At 69.6% G+C, this 16198-nt stretch carries 11 protein-coding genes; 7 read left to right on the plus strand and 4 right to left on the minus strand.

Features of this window, described 5'->3' with window-relative positions; genetic code table 11:
- Positions 1 to 92 precede the first annotated feature (92 nt).
- The 5 genes from OG736_RS32390 to OG736_RS32410 all read left to right on the plus strand — a co-directional run bounded on the left by OG736_RS32390 (position 93) and on the right by OG736_RS32410 (position 5919).
- Positions 93 to 1250 (plus strand): alginate lyase family protein, encoded by a 1158-nt coding sequence (locus tag OG736_RS32390; protein WP_327185503.1) that lies wholly within the window; start codon positions 93 to 95, stop codon positions 1248 to 1250.
- Between the two features lie 185 nt (positions 1251 to 1435).
- Positions 1436 to 3994 carry a sensor histidine kinase gene (locus OG736_RS32395; RefSeq protein ID WP_327185504.1) on the plus strand — a complete coding sequence of 853 codons (2559 nt, stop codon included), beginning with the start codon at positions 1436 to 1438 and terminating at the stop codon, positions 3992 to 3994.
- Complete coding sequence (locus tag OG736_RS32400) at positions 3988 to 4704, plus strand: response regulator (RefSeq protein ID WP_020125142.1); 717 nt, start codon at positions 3988 to 3990, stop codon at positions 4702 to 4704. Before OG736_RS32395 ends, OG736_RS32400 begins: the two co-directional genes overlap by 7 nt.
- A gap of 57 nt (positions 4705 to 4761) precedes the next feature.
- Complete coding sequence (locus OG736_RS32405) at positions 4762 to 5160, plus strand: OB-fold nucleic acid binding domain-containing protein (RefSeq protein ID WP_078615454.1); 399 nt, start codon at positions 4762 to 4764, stop codon at positions 5158 to 5160.
- A gap of 3 nt (positions 5161 to 5163) precedes the next feature.
- Positions 5164 to 5919, plus strand: coding sequence for a DUF3159 domain-containing protein (locus tag OG736_RS32410; RefSeq protein WP_327185505.1), 756 nt, complete (start codon positions 5164 to 5166; stop codon positions 5917 to 5919).
- Positions 5920 to 6122: 203 nt separating this feature from the next.
- Here OG736_RS32410 and OG736_RS32415 read toward each other — a convergent pair whose 3' ends face one another.
- Positions 6123 to 6800 (minus strand): potassium channel family protein, encoded by a 678-nt coding sequence (locus OG736_RS32415; RefSeq protein WP_327185506.1) that lies wholly within the window; start codon positions 6798 to 6800, stop codon positions 6123 to 6125.
- A complete protein-coding gene (locus OG736_RS32420; RefSeq protein ID WP_020125146.1) occupies positions 6800 to 7468 on the minus strand; it encodes a potassium channel family protein in 669 nt (222 codons plus the stop codon). The genes OG736_RS32415 and OG736_RS32420 overlap by 1 nt, the downstream gene beginning before the upstream one ends.
- 413 nt (positions 7469 to 7881) lie before the next feature.
- On the opposite strand from OG736_RS32420, the gene OG736_RS32425 reads away from it, so the two are divergent.
- Both OG736_RS32425 and OG736_RS32430 read left to right on the plus strand, forming a co-directional pair.
- The gene (locus OG736_RS32425; RefSeq protein WP_327185507.1) at positions 7882 to 9999 is read left to right on the plus strand and encodes an APC family permease; all 2118 of its coding nucleotides are present in this window, start codon (positions 7882 to 7884) and stop codon (positions 9997 to 9999) included.
- A 131-nt stretch (positions 10000 to 10130) separates the two neighbouring features.
- Entirely contained in the window at positions 10131 to 11471 is a 1341-nt protein-coding gene (locus tag OG736_RS32430; RefSeq protein ID WP_327185508.1) for a class I SAM-dependent RNA methyltransferase, read from the plus strand.
- A 1197-nt stretch (positions 11472 to 12668) separates the two neighbouring features.
- Here the strand turns inward: OG736_RS32430 and OG736_RS32435 are convergent.
- Complete coding sequence (locus OG736_RS32435) at positions 12669 to 14828, minus strand: DEAD/DEAH box helicase (RefSeq protein WP_327185509.1); 2160 nt, start codon at positions 14826 to 14828, stop codon at positions 12669 to 12671.
- Positions 14828 to 16153, minus strand: a complete 1326-nt coding sequence (gene brxD / locus OG736_RS32440; protein WP_327185510.1) for a BREX system ATP-binding protein BrxD — start codon at positions 16151 to 16153, stop codon at positions 14828 to 14830. Before brxD ends, OG736_RS32435 begins: the two co-directional genes overlap by 1 nt.
- Positions 16154 to 16198 lie beyond the last annotated feature (45 nt).

Here is a 16198-nt window from a genome sequence, read left to right on the forward strand (position 1 = left end):
CGGTCCCTGCTCAACGCCTGAGTTCATAAGGGCGCTCTGTGTTCACATACACGAACAAGAACGGAGCTGCTGTGCGTCGAACCGCATTCCTTGTGACTGTCACCGCCCTGGTCCTGGGCGCTCTCGCGTCCCCGAACGTCCCCCGGGCTCAAGCCGCCCCCACCACCTTCGCCCACCCCGGGGTCACCGTCTCCCGGGCGCAACTGGACTTCGTCCGGGGCAAGGTCGACTCCGCGGCCCAGCCCTGGAAGGGCGCCTTCGACCAGCTTCTGGCCGGCAAGTACGCCAGTCTGAGCCGCACCCCCAAGCCCCGCGCCGTGGTCGAGTGCGGGTCCTACTCCAACCCCAACTACGGCTGCACGGACGAGCGGGAGGACGCCCTCGCGGCGTACACCGACGCTCTCGCCTGGTACGTCACGCGGGACGAGCGGTACGCGAAGAAGGCCATCGAGCTGATGGACGCCTGGTCGGCCGTCGTCAAGGACCACACGAACAGCAACGCGCCCCTCCAGGCCGGCTGGGCCGGCTCGTCCTGGCCGAGGGCCGCCGAGATCATCAAGTACACGTACACCGGCGGCTGGGCCGGCTCCGGCCGCTTCGCGACCATGCTGCGGGACGTCTACCTGCCGGAAGTCATCAACGGCTCCAACTCCAACGGGAACTGGGAGCTGTCCATGACGGAGGCCGCGATCGGCATCTCCGTCTTCCTCGAGGACAGAACGTCGTACGACAAGGCCATGGCGAAATTCCGCACCCGCACGGCGGCCTACGTCTACCTGGCCTCCGACGGCGAGCTGCCGAAGACCGTGCCGAGCCAGAACCTGGACACCCGGGACAAGGTCGTCGCCTACTGGCAGGGACAGGGCACCTTCGTCACCGGCCTGACCCAGGAGACCTGCCGCGACCTCACCCACACCGGGTACGGCATCTCCGCGATCTCGCACGTCGCCGAGACCAGCCGGATCCAGGGTCAGGACCTGTACGGCACCGACGTCGGCGAGCGGCTGCGGCAGGCCCTCGGCTTCCAGGCCAAGTACGAGCTCGGCGCGGCCGTCCCGAGCTGGCTGTGCGGCGGCTCGCTGAACCAGGCGCTCGGCCCGGTCACCGAGGTCGGTTACAACGCGCTGCACAACCGTCTGGGCATCGCGATGACCAACACCCGGACGCTCACCCTGCAGAACCGCCCGGCAGGCAGCAACAACCTCTTCGTCGCCTGGGAGACGCTCACCCACGGGGACAATCCCGCGTGACCCGGTGTGCGTGAACCGATTCGGGGGGCTCGTCCGATGAAGGGGTGAGGGGCGCCGGTGGTCGTCCCGCCGCGTCAGGGTTGCGTCAAAGGCGTCCCTCACCCTTCAGCCCGTCCCTTATGTCGGAACTGTTGGCCGTAAGGTCGACGCTGCGTACGCAGGAGTCACAGGAAGACAATGAGGCCATGGCACGCGGAAAGCTTCGGATCTACCTCGGTGCGGCACCGGGCGTGGGCAAGACGTACGCGATGCTGTCCGAGGCGCACCGCCGGGTGGAGCGCGGCACGGACTGCGTGGTGGCGTTCGTCGAGCACCACGGGCGCCAGCGCACCGAGGTGATGCTGCACGGTCTCGAGCAGGTCCCGCGCCGGGAACTGGAGTACCGCGGCGGCGTCTTCACCGAGATGGACGTGGACGCGGTGCTCGCCCGCGCCCCGCGGGTCGCCCTGGTGGACGAACTCGCGCACACCAACGTCCCGGGCTCACGCAACGCCAAGCGCTGGCAGGACGTGCAGGAACTGCTCGCCGCTGGCGTCGACGTGGTCTCGACCGTGAACATCCAGCACCTGGAGTCCCTCGGCGACGTCGTGGAGTCGATCACGGGGGTGCGGCAGCAGGAGACGGTGCCCGACGAGTTCGTCCGGCGCGCCGACCAGATCGAGCTGGTGGACATGTCACCGCAGGCGCTGCGGCGGCGGATGGCGCACGGGAACATCTACAAGCCGGACAAGGTCGACGCCGCCCTGTCCAACTACTTCCGGCCCGGAAACCTCACCGCCCTGCGGGAGCTGGCCCTGCTGTGGGTGGCCGACCGGGTCGACGAGTACCTGAAGCAGTACCGCAGTGAGCACCGGGTGTCGGCGATCTGGGGTTCGCGCGAGCGGATCGTGGTCGGGCTGACCGGCGGTCCGGAGGGACGCACCCTGATCCGGCGGGCAGCGCGACTGGCGGAGAAGGGCGCCGGCGGCGAGGTGCTGGCCGTGTACATCGCGCGCAGCGACGGGCTGACCTCCGCCTCACCCAAGGAGCTGGCGGTCCAGCGCACCCTCGTGGAGGACCTGGGCGGCACCTTCCACCACGTGGTCGGCGACGACATCCCGGCCGCGCTGCTCGACTTCGCCCGCGGGGTCAACGCCACGCAGATCGTGCTCGGCTCCTCGCGCCGCAAGGCCTGGCAGTACGTCTTCGGGCCCGGGGTCGGCGCGACGGTCGCCCGGGAGTCGGGGTCCGACCTCGACGTGCACATCGTCACCCACGACGAGGTCGCCAAGGGGCGTGGACTGCCGGTGGCCCGGGGAGCCCGGCTCGGACGGGCCCGGATCATCTGGGGCTGGCTGGTCGGTGTGCTGGGCCCGGCGCTGCTGGCGCTGCTGCTGAACACCGTCCACCTCGGCCTCGCCAACGACATGCTGCTCTTCCTGGCCGTGACGGTGGCGGCGGCGCTGCTCGGCGGGCTGCTGCCGGCGCTGGCCTCGGCGGCGGTGGGCTCGCTGCTGCTGAACTACTTCTACACACCGCCCCTGCACCGATGGACGGTCGCCGACCCGAAGAACATCGTCGCCATCGTGATCTTCGTCGGGGTGGGGGTGTCGGTGGCCTCGGTGGTGGACCTGGCGGCCCGGCGAACGCACCAGGCGGCCCGGCTGCGGGCCGAGTCGGAGATCCTGTCCTACCTGGCGGGCAACGTCCTGCGGGGCGAGACAAGCCTGGAGGCGCTGCTGGAGCGGGTGCGCGAGACCTTCGGGATGGAGTCGGCGGCCCTGCTGGAGCGGGCGGACGACAGGGCGCCGTGGACCCGCGCGGGCCACGTCGGGTTCGGACGACCGGTCGAGCGGCCCGAGGACGCGGACGTGGAGGTGCCGGTCGGCGACCACCTGGCGCTGGCGCTCACCGGGCGGCTGCTGCCCGCGGAGGACCGGCGGGTGCTGGCCGCGTTCGCCGCGCAGGCGGTCGTCGTACTGGACCGGCGGCGCCTCCAGGAGGAGGCCGACCAGGCCCGCGCGCTGGCCGAGGGCAACCGCATCCGCACCGCCCTGCTGGCCGCCGTGAGCCACGACCTGCGGACCCCGCTGGCCGGGATCAAGGCGGCCGTGTCGAGCCTCAGATCCGACGACGTGGCCTGGTCCGAGGAGGATCAGGCGGAGCTGCTGGAGGGGATCGAGGAGGGCGCGGACCGCCTCGACCACCTGGTGGGCAACCTGCTGGACATGTCCCGCCTCCAGACCGGTACGGTCACGCCGATCATCCGGGAGATCGACCTGGACGAGGTGGTGCCGATGGCGCTCGGCGGGGTGCCCGATCCGGCGGCGAGCGTGGAGCTGGACATCCCGGAGTCGCTGCCCATGGTCGCCGTGGACGCCGGGCTGCTGGAGCGGTCGGTCGCCAACCTCGTGGAGAACGCGGTCAAGTACAGTCCGGGCGGCGAGCCCGTGCTGGTCTCGGCGAGCGCGATGTCCGACCGGGTCGAGGTACGGGTCGTGGACCGCGGGCCGGGGGTTCCCGACGAGGCCAAGGAGCGGATATTCGCCCCCTTCCAGCGCTACGGTGACGCTCCGCGCGGGGCCGGGGTGGGGCTGGGGCTCGCGGTCGCGCGTGGCTTCGCGGAGGCCATGGGCGGCACCCTCAACGCCGAGGACACCCCCGGCGGCGGCCTCACCATGGTCCTCACCGTCCGCGCGGCGGGGCCGCGCCTCGAGCCACAAGCCGCGCAACCCGCACAACCCGAAAGGCATGCCTCATGCTGAGCCCGGCCGAGGGGACGCCCCAGGCCCCCACGAGAGTGCTCGTGATCGACGACGAGCCGCAGATCGTCCGCGCCCTCGTGATCAATCTCAAGGCCCGCAGGTACGAGGTCGACGCGGCCCATGACGGCGCCACCGCCCTGCGGCTCGCCGCCGCCCGCCACCCGGACGTGATCGTCCTCGACCTGGGGCTGCCGGACATGGACGGCGTCGAGGTGATCAAGGGACTGCGCGGCTGGACCAGGGTGCCGATCCTGGTGCTGTCCGCCCGGCACTCCTCGGACGAGAAGGTCGAGGCGCTGGACGCGGGAGCCGACGACTACGTCACCAAGCCGTTCGGCATGGACGAGCTGCTGGCCCGGCTGCGAGCCGCGGTCCGCCGGGCGGAACCCGCCGGGGGCGGCGAGGACGAGGTCCTGGTGGAGACCGACGGGTTCACCGTCGACCTGGCCGCGAAGAAGGTCAACCGGGCCGGGAAGGACGTACGGCTGACCCCCACGGAGTGGCATCTGCTGGAGGTGCTGGTGCGCAACACCGGCCGGCTGGTCAGCCAGAAGCAGCTGCTCCAGGAGGTGTGGGGGCCGTCGTACGGAACGGAGACCAACTACCTGCGGGTGTACATGGCGCAGCTGAGACGCAAGCTCGAGGCTGATCCCTCGCATCCCAAGCACTTCGTCACGGAACCCGGGATGGGATACCGGTTCGAGCGCTAGTGCGACGGGTGGGGCGGCGGCTACGGCTCGGTGGGTGTGCCCCGGTACCCTTCAGACATGAGTGCTGTCCCTCGTTCCGAAAAGCCGGTGGGCCGGTTCCGGCGCATGCTCGACCGGCTCTCCTCGTCGCAGGAGGACCTGGAGTCCGAGGAGCTGCGAGAGGACGCCGAGACGGCCGGGTGCACGCGGATCGGAGACTGCCAGGACCGCCAGATCGTCACGGTTACTGGTACCTTGCGCACGGTCACTCTGCGGCCACGCGCCGGAGTCCCGGCCCTGGAGGCCGAGCTGTTCGACGGCACCGCGGCGCTGGACGTGGTGTGGCTGGGCAGGCGCTCCATAGTGGGCATAGAGCCCGGGCGCAGACTCATCGCATCGGGGCGGGTCTCCATGAGCCGGGGCCGCCGGGTGCTGTTCAACCCCAAGTACGAACTGAGACCCCTGGGTAGGGAGTAGCCGGTGACGTCGCTCGACAAGCCGACCGAAGACACGACCGCGGACGACACGACCGCGGCCGACGCCCGGGCGGTGACCGAGGCCGCGCTGTTCGAGGCGTTCGGCGGGGTGCGGGGCATGGTCGAGACGGTGGTGCCCGGCCTGCTCTTCGTCACGATCTTCACGATCAACAAGGATCTGCACATGTCCGCGATCGCCGCGCTCGCGGTGTCGCTGATCCTGGTCGTGGTCCGCCTGGCGATGAAGGACACGGTCAAGCACGCCTTCAGCGGGGTCTTCGGCGTGGCCTTCGGTGTCGTCTTCGCCATGATGACCGGCAACGCCAAGGACTTCTATCTGCCGGGCATGCTCTACACGCTCGGCCTCGCCCTCGCCTACATCATCACGACGCTGTGCGGGGTGCCGCTGATCGGCCTGATCCTGGGGCCGGTCTTCAAGGAGAACCTCTCCTGGCGGACCCGTAACCCGGGCCGCAAGAAGGCGTACGCCAAGGCCAGCTGGGCGTGGGGGCTGATCCTGCTCGCCAAGTGCGCGATCCTGTTCCCGCTGTACTGGTGGGCCAACACCGCGCAGCTGGGCTGGGTGCTCATCGCACTGAAGATCCCGCCGTTCCTGCTCGCCGTCTGGCTGACATGGGTCTTCCTCGCGAAGGCTCCCGCGCCGATCGATGTGTTCGCGGAGATGGAGGCGGAGGAGAAGGCCGCGGCCGCCGCGGAGGCGTCGTCGGAGGCCGGTGGGCGGCACCGTCGGGAGGGGTAGTTCCCGATGTCGCGGTGACCGTCCCTGGGGGCTGCGCCCCCAGACCCCGCTTCGGCCCTGAAGGGGCCCCGTCCTCGAACGCCGGACGGGCTGATAGGGACTCGCAGGGGCCCGTCCTGAAACGCCGGACGGGCTGAAAGACACATGTGAGGGGGCGCCCGGAGATCTCCGGGCGCCCCCTCACATGTGTCTCGGACCGAAGGTCAGCTGCCGGTTTCCTCCTTGCGGACCGACAGGAGGTCCTCCAGCTGTTCCTCCCTCGCCTGAGCGGCCACGAAGAGCAGCTCGTCGCCCGGCTCGAGGGAGTCCTCGCGGGTCGGGGTCAGGACCCGGGTGCCGCGGATGATGGTGACCAGTGAGGTGTCCTCCGGCCACTCCACGTCGCCGACCTGGGTGCCGGCCAGGGCCGACTCCTCGGGGAGGGTCAGTTCGACGAGGTTGGCGTCGCCATGGCTGAAGCGGAGCAGCCGGACCAGGTCGCCGACGCTCACCGCCTCCTCGACCAGGGCGGACATCAGACGCGGGGTGGAGACGGCCACGTCTACGCCCCAGGACTCGTTGAACAGCCACTCGTTCTTCGGGTTGTTCACCCGGGCGACGACGCGCGGGACGCCGTACTCCGTCTTGGCCAGCAACGACACGACCAGGTTGACCTTGTCGTCGCCGGTCGCGGCGATCACGACGTTGCAACGCTGGAGGGCCGCCTCGTCGAGGGAGGTGATCTCGCAGGCGTCGGCCAGCAGCCACTCCGCCTGCGGGACGCGCTCGACCGAGATGGCGGTCGGCGCCTTGTCCACGAGCAGGACCTCGTGGCCGTTCTCCAGCAGCTCGCCCGCGATCGAGCGGCCGACGGCGCCGGCTCCGGCAATGGCGACCCTCATCAGTGACCGTCCTCCTTGGGACCCTCGGCGAACGAGGCCTCGACCTTCTCGACCTCGTCGCTCCGCAGCATCACGTGCACCAGGTCGCCCTCCTGGAGCACCGTCTGGGAGGTGGGCAGGATCGCCTCGCCGAGGCGGGTGAGGAACGCGACGCGGACGCCCGTCTCCTCCTGAAGCTTGCTGATCTTGTGGCCGACCCAGGACGGAGCGGCGTGCACCTCGGCGAGCTCGACGCCCCCCGTGGGGTCGCGCCACAGCGGCTCGGCACCCGAGGGGAGCAGCCGGCGCAGCATCTGGTCGGCCGTCCAGCGGACGGTGGCGACGGTGGGGATGCCGAGGCGCTGGTAGACCTCGGCGCGCCGGGGGTCGTAGATGCGCGCGGCGACGTTCTCGATGCCGAACATCTCACGGGCCACCCGGGCGGCGATGATGTTGGAGTTGTCGCCGCTGGACACGGCCGCGAAGGCGCCGGCCTCCTCGATGCCCGCCTCGCGCAGGGTGTCCTGGTCGAAGCCGACTCCGGTGACCCGCCGGCCACCGAAACCGGAGCCCAGTCGTCGGAAGGCGGTGGGGTCCTGGTCGATCACGGCGACCGTGTGCCCCTGTTGCTCCAGGGTCTGCGCGAGGGCGGAACCCACCCTGCCGCAGCCCATGATGACGATGTGCACGACCGTCCTTCCGAGGTCAAGAAGTCAAGAAGTCAATAAAAATTCTGGCTTGGCTTTGAACAGGGTCTCAGACCGTCGCCCAAGCTACACACGTGCGGTCGGCGCAGGGCACCCCCGTGCACGCTTTACGCGATCAGCGGCGGCTGATGCTCCAGAGACTGAGGAAGGTAAGGATTCCGAGGCCGACGAGGGTGCCGACGGCGCCGATGATCTCCGCGGTCGTGTGCATGGACCCTCCAAGGGGGCGGCAGCGGGCGGGGATTGTCATATAGACATGGGGATCGGTGCGGTCGCGGAATCCGCAGCACGGGCATGGCCGAATTCACCCGGGAGGCAGACGCGGCACGCCGTCACCCGGCTGAGGCCGGGGGAGGGTGGGCGGTCCCCTGTTCGAAGGCCTACGATCCTCTGTTGTGTCCAAACTGACCGACGTGCCCAAACGGATTCTGATCGGGCGCGCACTGCGCAGTGATCGGCTCGGAGAAACGCTCCTGCCGAAGCGCATCGCCCTGCCCGTCTTCGCTTCCGACCCGCTGTCCTCCGTGGCCTACGCGCCCGGGGAGGTGCTGCTGGTCCTGTCCATCGCGGGCGTGTCGGCCTACCACTTCAGCCCCTGGATCGCCCTCGCGGTCGTCGTGCTGATGTTCACGGTGGTCGCCTCCTACCGGCAGAACGTCCACGCCTACCCCAGTGGCGGCGGCGACTACGAGGTGGCCACCACCAACCTCGGCCCCAAGGCCGGCCTGACCGTCGCGAGCGCGCTGCTCGTCGACTACGTCCTGACCGTCGCGGTCTCCATCGCCTCCGGCATCGAGAACCTGGGCTCCGCGATCCCGTTCGTGGTCGAGCACAAGGTGGCCTGCGCGGTCGCCGTGATCGTGCTGCTGACGCTGATGAACCTGCGCGGCGTCAAGGAGTCCGGCAAGCTCTTCGCGATCCCGACCTACGTCTTCGTCGCGGGCGTCTTCATCATGATCGCCTGGGGTGCCTTCCGCGGGCTGGTGCTCGACGACACCATGCGGGCCCCGACGGCCGAGTACACGATCAAGGCCGAGCACCAGGGCCTGGCCGGGTTCGCCCTCGTCTTCCTGCTGCTGCGCGCCTTCTCCTCCGGCTGTGCCGCGCTCACCGGCGTGGAGGCGATCTCCAACGGCGTCCCCGCCTTCCGCAAGCCCAAGTCGAAGAACGCGGCGAGCACGCTCGCGGCGATGGGCCTGCTGGCCGTCACCATGTTCTGCGGCATCATCGTGCTGGCCCTGTTCACCAAGGTCCGGATGGCCGAGAACCCGGCCGTCGACCTGCTGCACGACGGGGTCGCGGTCGGCGCCGACTACGTCCAGAACCCGGTGATCACCCAGGTCGCCGAGGCCGTCTTCGGCAAGGACAGCTTCCTCTTCATCGTCCTCGCCGCGGCCACCGCCCTGGTGCTGTTCCTCGCGGCGAACACCGCGTACAACGGCTTCCCGGTGCTCGGCTCGATCCTGGCCCAGGACCGCTATCTGCCCCGCCAGCTGCACACCCGCGGCGACCGCCTCGCCTTCTCCAACGGCATCGTGCTGCTCGCCGGCGCGGCCACGCTGCTGGTCGTCATCTACGGCGCCGACTCCACGCGGCTGATCCAGCTGTACATCGTCGGCGTGTTCGTGTCGTTCACCCTCAGCCAGATCGGCATGGTCCGGCACTGGAACCGCCTGCTGGCGACCGAGACCGACCAGCTCAAGCGCCGGCACATGATCCGCTCCCGCGCGATCAACACCTTCGGCGCCTTCTTCACCGGCCTGGTCCTGATCGTCGTCCTGGTCACCAAGTTCACGCACGGCGCCTGGGTCGCCCTGCTCGGCATGGTGATCTTCTACGGGACGATGAGCGCGATCCGCCGCCACTACGACGGCGTCTCCGAGGAGATCGCCGCTCCCGAGGGCCCCAGCGACGACACCGTCCGGCCCTCGCGCGTCCACTCGGTGCTGCTGATCTCCAAGATCCACCGCCCGACGCTGCGCGCCCTCGCCTACGCCAAGCTGATGCGCTCCGACACCCTCGAGGCGCTCACCGTCAACGTCGACCCGGCCGAGACGAGGACGCTGCGCGACGAGTGGGAACGGCGCGGGATCGACGTACCGCTGAAGGTCCTGGACTCGCCCTACCGCGAGGTCACCCGGCCGGTCATCGAGTACGTCAAGAGCCTGCGCCAGGAGTCGCCGCGCGACGCGGTGTCGGTGATCATCCCCGAGTACGTGGTCGGCCACTGGTACGAGCACCTGCTGCACAACCAGAGCGCCCTCCGGCTCAAGGGCCGGCTGCTGTTCACGCCGGGCGTCATGGTCACGTCCGTCCCGTACCAGCTCCAGTCCTCCGAGGCGGCGAAGAAGCGGGCCCGCAGGCGCTCGGAGTGGAACGCCCCGGGCTCGGTACGACGCGGTCCCGCGCAGCAGGGTCACCCGAAGGAGCCGACGGGCACCGGTTCCGGCAGCGCCCCGGGCAGTGCTCCCGGCAGCGCTCCAGGGTCCTCGAAGCCGGACGCGAAGAACTGACCCTCGCGCCGGGCGGGCGCTCGACTCTCGCCCCTCGCCCCGGCGCGTGGTGAACGGCCGGACGACAGCCACGTAGACTGGTGGGCTGTTGTCCGGCCGTTCCTCGTTCGACGTTGTGGAGTCACCCCGCCATGCAGGCAGAACCGAAGAAGTCGCAGGCGGTGTCGCTCGTGGGGCAGGAATACGAGGTCGAGATCGGCCCCGTCGCCCACGGCGGCCACTGCATCGCCCGGACGGAAGCCGGTCAGGTGCTGTTCGTCCGGCACACGCTGCCCGGCGAGCGGGTCGTCGCCCGGGTGACCGAGGGCGAGGAAGGGGCCCGGTACCTGCGCGCGGACGCGGTACAGGTGCTGGAGGCGTCCAAGGACCGCGTCGAGGCGCCCTGCCCGTACGCCGGACCCGGCCGCTGCGGCGGCTGCGACTGGCAGCACGCCAAGCCGGGCGCCCAGCGCCGCCTCAAGGGCGAGGTGATCGCCGAGCAGCTGCTGCGGCTCGCGGGCCTCACGCCCGAGGAGGCCGGCTGGGACGGCACCGTGATGCCGGCCGAGGGCGACAAACTGCCGGCCGGCGAGGTGCCCGCATGGCGCACCCGCGTCCAGTACGCGGTCGACGCCGACGGCAACGCCGGGCTGCGGCGCCACCGCTCGCACGAGGTCGAGCCGATCGAGCACTGCATGATCGCGGCGCCGGGCGTCAGCGAGCTGGGCATCGAGGACCGCGACTGGTCCGGGATGGCGTCCGTCGACGCGATCGCCGCGACGGGTTCCCAGGACCGCATGGTGATCCTCGAACCCCGCCCCGGCGCCCGTCTGCCCCTCGTCGAGCTGGACCGGCCCGTCTCCGTCATGCGGGTCGAGGAGCACGACGGCGGCATCCACCGCGTCCACGGCCGGGCCTTCGTCCGCGAGCGCGCCGACGGCCGGACGTACCGCGTCGGCAGCGGCGGCTTCTGGCAGGTCCACCCGCAGGCCGCCGACACCCTCGTCAAGGCGGTCATGCAGGGCCTGCTGCCGCGCAAGGGCGACATGGCGCTCGACCTGTACTGCGGCGTCGGCCTCTTCGCGGGCGCCCTCGCCGACCGCCTCGGCGACAAGGGCGCGGTGCTGGGCATCGAGTCCGGCAGGCGCGCCGTGGAGGACGCCCGGCACAACCTCGCCGGGTTCGAGCGGGTGCGGATCGAGCAGGGCAAGGTCGAGGCGGTGCTGCCGCGCACCGGGATCACCGAGGTCGACCTGATCGTCCTCGACCCGCCGCGCGCGGGCGCGGGCAAGAAGACCGTCGAGCACCTGGCTTCGCTGGGCGCGCGGAAGATCGCGTACGTGGCCTGCGACCCGGCGGCCCTCGCCCGCGACCTGGCGTACTTCCGGGACGGCGGCTACAAGGTGCGGATGCTGCGGGCGTTCGATCTGTTCCCGATGACTCACCATGTGGAGTGCGTGGCGATTCTGGAGCCGGTGGGCAAGGGGGCCTGAGTGCACCGTTCTGCATGGGTGAGCGGCAACCAGGGGAAGGACCTCGCTCTCGGCGTGGAGAGCCTGCGCCGTGGCCACCCAGAGCCTCGGTGCCACCATCGGCCAGCTCGGCTACCGCAGCGGTTCGGTTGTGGGCAAGGGGCTTCCCAGCTCGCAATGACGGGCTTGGAGGCCGGCCCCGGTGGTGTCAGTGACCCTGTTGGAAGGCGACCGCGGCAGGGTTGTGGGTGAGCCACCATTGGCACAGGTTCCGGTGATTGTCAGGGCCCCCGGCGTCGTCCGTCGAACGTCACGACAGCCACGGCAGGGCTACTGCAGTTGGGGCTCGGTGCGGTGTGCATGCTGCACTTCAGTGGGCTGCCAGGTGGCATCTCGTCAATGGCCTTGATGACGGACCATGGGGAGGAGAGACGCCAGCGACGAAGCGTTCGTCATTGCCCTGTGCAATGAGGTACTGGGCGAGACAGCCCTGACCAAGCACAAGTTCGACTGGCTTCTGGGCGATCTCGACACGAGGGGCCGACGAGCCAAGCTGCCCGTTGATGCCTACTGGCCGGGGCGTCAACTGGTCGTCGAATATAAGGAGTTGCAGCACGAAAAGCCTGTTCCGCATTTCGACAAACCGGACAGGCTGACGGTGAGCGGTGTCCATCGAGGTGAGCAGCGGGCCCTGTACGACTCGCGGCGCGACACCGAGATCCCCGCCCATGGGCTGCGACTGGTAGTTGTACGCCCCGCCGACCTCAACGCGGACAGTCGTGGGCGCCTGCGCCGAAACGCAGAGGCCGACATCGCGGCACTCAGAAGGATCCTCGCGCGGGACAGCGACGAGGACTGGGTCACGGATGCCTTCCGGGCCTGGCTGCTGACCGAAGGCTGGACACCGGTGAATCCGACCGACCGTTGGACGGACATCGAAGCGGTACGCCGGAGTGAGCGACTCGTCGGCGAAGCCAAGGGACGAACCAGTGAGAAGGGCATCGACGCCGACATTGCGTATGGTCAGCTCCTACGCCCTATGACCAGCGACCATCCGGATGCGCGATATGCGCTGGTTGTCCCTGCATCGTCAGCCAGGGCCGCCGAGCGCGTTCCGTCACAGGTGCGACGACTATTGCGCATCGATCTGTATGAGGTGACAGACGACAATCATGTGCGACGACTGCCCCCCCGTAGCCGTTGCCCCCGCGGCGACTCTCAGGTGATCGGTTCGTTGGAGAAGCGCTTCGGTTCCAGGAGCGCTGCGCGTGCCCCGTCGAAGTCGGCAAGTCTCGTCGACAGCGTGGCCACGGCCAGTCGCTGTGGGAGTGCTGCCGAGAACTTGAGTCCGCGCACTGCTCGGTGGTCGACGTCAGGGAGGACAAGTGCCGACCCGGTCTGGACGGCATCGACTGCGGTGCGCCACATGTTCGGATTGAGATCCTCCCGCAGACGCAGGTAGCAGTCAGTGGGGCGCTGTACCGGGTCGGCGATCGACGCCAGCGTTGCGGCCAGCGTCGCGTTGGCGCGGTAGCCCGCCCACGTCCACCAACGCACGTCGTTGCCCTGCCGAGCCACCAGCGTCCCACCAGGGTGGACCCATCGCGGCGCATCCTCGTCACGCCATTCCTTGAGACAGACCTCGGCTCGTCGTGTCAGGGCGACAGGTGGGTCCGCGCCCAGGAGAACATCCCGCATGGCGCGCGTCAGCGCGTTCGACAGTCCGACGAGGGTGCCTCCTGACCACTTGGCGACCCCGCCGCTCTCGACCGGCTCGACGAAGACACGTTTCCGTCCCCAGTCGATGAACGTCACCTGCCAGCTACGGCCGGCCAGCAGCAGACGCCGCGGTCCTGGACGTTCCTCGGTGAGTACGGAAGGGTCCATCCGGCCGATCTCGGTGCGCCCGGACAGAACGGTGAACTGCGGTGGCGCGGTGAAGGAAGCGGTCAGCTCGATGAAGTGCCGTCGTCCGAAACGGTGTTCGGCCTCCGGGCCGATGAACAGCATGCCGCCGTCGGTGTCCAGGAAACCCTCCTCCGTCAGATGACGCAGGATGGGAGCAGCCGAACGGTCGAAGGGAGCGAGGCCGTTCCACTGGTCGGGCCAGAGCTGGTCGCCCAGCTTGTGTTCCTGGAGCGTGACGGCGAGCAACTGCTGAGCCACGAGGTGGCGCGGCTCGGGCGGTGGGACGACCGGTTCGACCCAGCCGCGGCTCCAGAGGAGAAGGAGACCGGCAGCCTGCAGCAGTGAGTCCTTGTCTGTGGCAAGAAAAAGGCAGTTGCGGGTACTCCCTGCGCGGCGCCCGGTACGGCCGATGCGTTGGAGGAACGAGGCGACGGTGCCGGGTGAATCGATTTGGATGACGCGGTCCAGGTCGCCGACGTCGATGCCCAGTTCCAGGGTGGAGGTGGCGACGATGATGCAGTCCCGTGCTTCGGCGAAAGCCTGCTCGGACCTGGCCCGTTCGTCGGCCGAGAGCGAAGCGTGGGACAGGAACACCGTGACATCGCGTGCCCGGAGGGCGGCGCCCAGTTCCTCGACCTGTCGTCGGGAGTCGCAGAACACCAGTCGCTTCTCGCCCTTGTGCAGGACGGAGAGAACCTTGGCCGCGTTGGAAAGGGAGCCCACATAGTCGAGTTCGATGTCTCCCGGCGGCGGCCCGGTCACGCCGCTTGCGGTGCCCGAGCCGGACGAGTGGCTCGTGATGTCCGGGGCGACGACCCGTCCCGGGCGTCGGCCGGCACCCGACCCTTGCAGCCAGGCGAGCAGCTCTTTCGGATTCCCGACCGTCGCCGACAGCCCGATCCGCTGGATCGGACGCCCCGCGACCCGTTGCAGACGCTCCAGGACCGCCAGCAGATGCCAGCCGCGGTCGTCACCGGCGAACGCGTGGACCTCGTCGACGACGACGGCTCGGATCCCGCCCAGCAGGTGTGCGTGGTCCGTCTTCACCCCGATCAGCATCGCCTCCAGCGACTCAGGTGTCGTCAGAAGGATGTCGGGTCGCTCGGTACGGATGCGCTGGCGCTGGGACTCCTTGGTGTCCCCGTGCCACAGGGCCGCGCTGCGTCCGAGCCACTGCGCGTATCCGTCGATGCGGGTCACCAGGTTGTTGAGGAGCGCCTTGAGCGGGCAAAGGTAGAGGACCGAAGTACCGGTCCAACTCTGCGCGGACATGGCCGAGAGGACCGGCAGACAGGCTGCCTCGGTCTTGCCGCCGGCCGTGGGCGCGAGCAGCACGGTGTCCTCGCCGTCCATCACCGGATCGATCGCGGCCCGCTGGAGAGGCCGTAGGTCCGGCCAGCCCAGCGTGTTGACCACGTGATGCAGGATGACGGGGTCGAGCCGGTCGACGGGGTCCGCGGCCGGCGTCATCACAGTTCCAGGTCGATGTCGTCGGCCGACGACGAAGCGGCGAGGTTCCGCTCGACGTCGGTGAGTTCACTGCTGCCCACCGTGAGCCGGTAATGCTGCCTTGGGTCGAAGTCCGGGAACTGGTCGATACGGTCGAGAACGTCGCCGACCAGCTTCTTGAGGAAGAGCCGCGGCGCGACGCCCACCTTGCCACCGAGGGCTCCGCCCACCGCACGGGCGAGATCGGCGATATACGCGTCGTCTGCCAGCGTTTTGACCCGGTCGGCGGAGTCCGCCCCGGACGCGTAGAGATCGCGGATGGTCACCCCGAGGCCTGTCAGCGAATCCAGAGTGAACCCGGACAGACGCAGCTGGACCGCCCGAGGATTGTCGAACCGAGGATCGGTCGTGAAGTCCGTGGCGAGCCGCTGTGCAAGCGGCGGGAGCCGCTGCACACCCTGTTGACCGTCGTAGAAGGCGGGTGTGCCGGTGATGACCAGATAGAGGCCGGGGAAGCGCCCGGAGTGGACTTCGTCGATCAGTTGCCGCAGCGCGTTGAGTGCCTTGTCGCGGGCGTCCGACCGCACTCTCTGAAGGGTCTCCACCTCGTCCAGTACGACGAACAGCCCCCGGTGGCCGGAGTCCCGCAGGACGGTGAGCAGTCCTTGCAGGAAGCCCAAAGCGCCGAAGTGGTCCAGGTCGCCGCGTACCCCCGCAGACCGGCGGGCCGCCGCCGCCACGTGGGGCTGGCCGCCGAGCCAGGCCAGGACGGCCGCCGCAGTCGACTCGTCGCCTTCGGCGAGCGCGGACCTGTATCCGCGCAGCGCCGCCGCGAAGGACGGGGCGTGCCGCGACACCTCGGTCAGCCGGGCGGCCAGCAACTCCTCCACCGCGCCGCTCAGATCGTCCTCGTCCGCTCCCGCAGCGAGGGCATCCTCTTCCAGGGCGTAGAACCAGGCGTCCACCACGGGACGGAGTGCGCTCGGGGGGAAGCTCGTGGTGGACAGCCGCTCGGTGAGGCGCCGGTAGACGGTCTCCAGCTTGTGCAGCGGGGTCTCCGTCTCCGAGACCTGGATCTCGGAGACCGCGAAGTTGCGCTGCTTGGCACGCTCCCCGAGCCACCGGGTGAAGAACGTCTTGCCGGAACCGTACTCACCCCGTACGGCCTTGAAGACCGAGCCACCGGAGGCGACCGCGTCGAGTTCCGCGTCTAGCGCGGACTCGAAACGGTCGAGGCCTGTGGCTAGCAGATCCAGGCCACTCTCGGGCACGGCACCGCGCCGGAGAGCGTCGAGGGCGGTGCGCCGCCGGGCGGCGGAGACGGGAGAAGGGCGAGGACCGGTCACTGGCTCATTGTCCCATCCGCGCCGCCTGGCGGACCGTGCCCCGAG

The sequence above is a fragment of the Streptomyces sp. NBC_01334 genome, assembly GCF_035983595.1.
Taxonomy (GTDB): domain Bacteria; phylum Actinomycetota; class Actinomycetes; order Streptomycetales; family Streptomycetaceae; genus Streptomyces; species Streptomyces coriariae.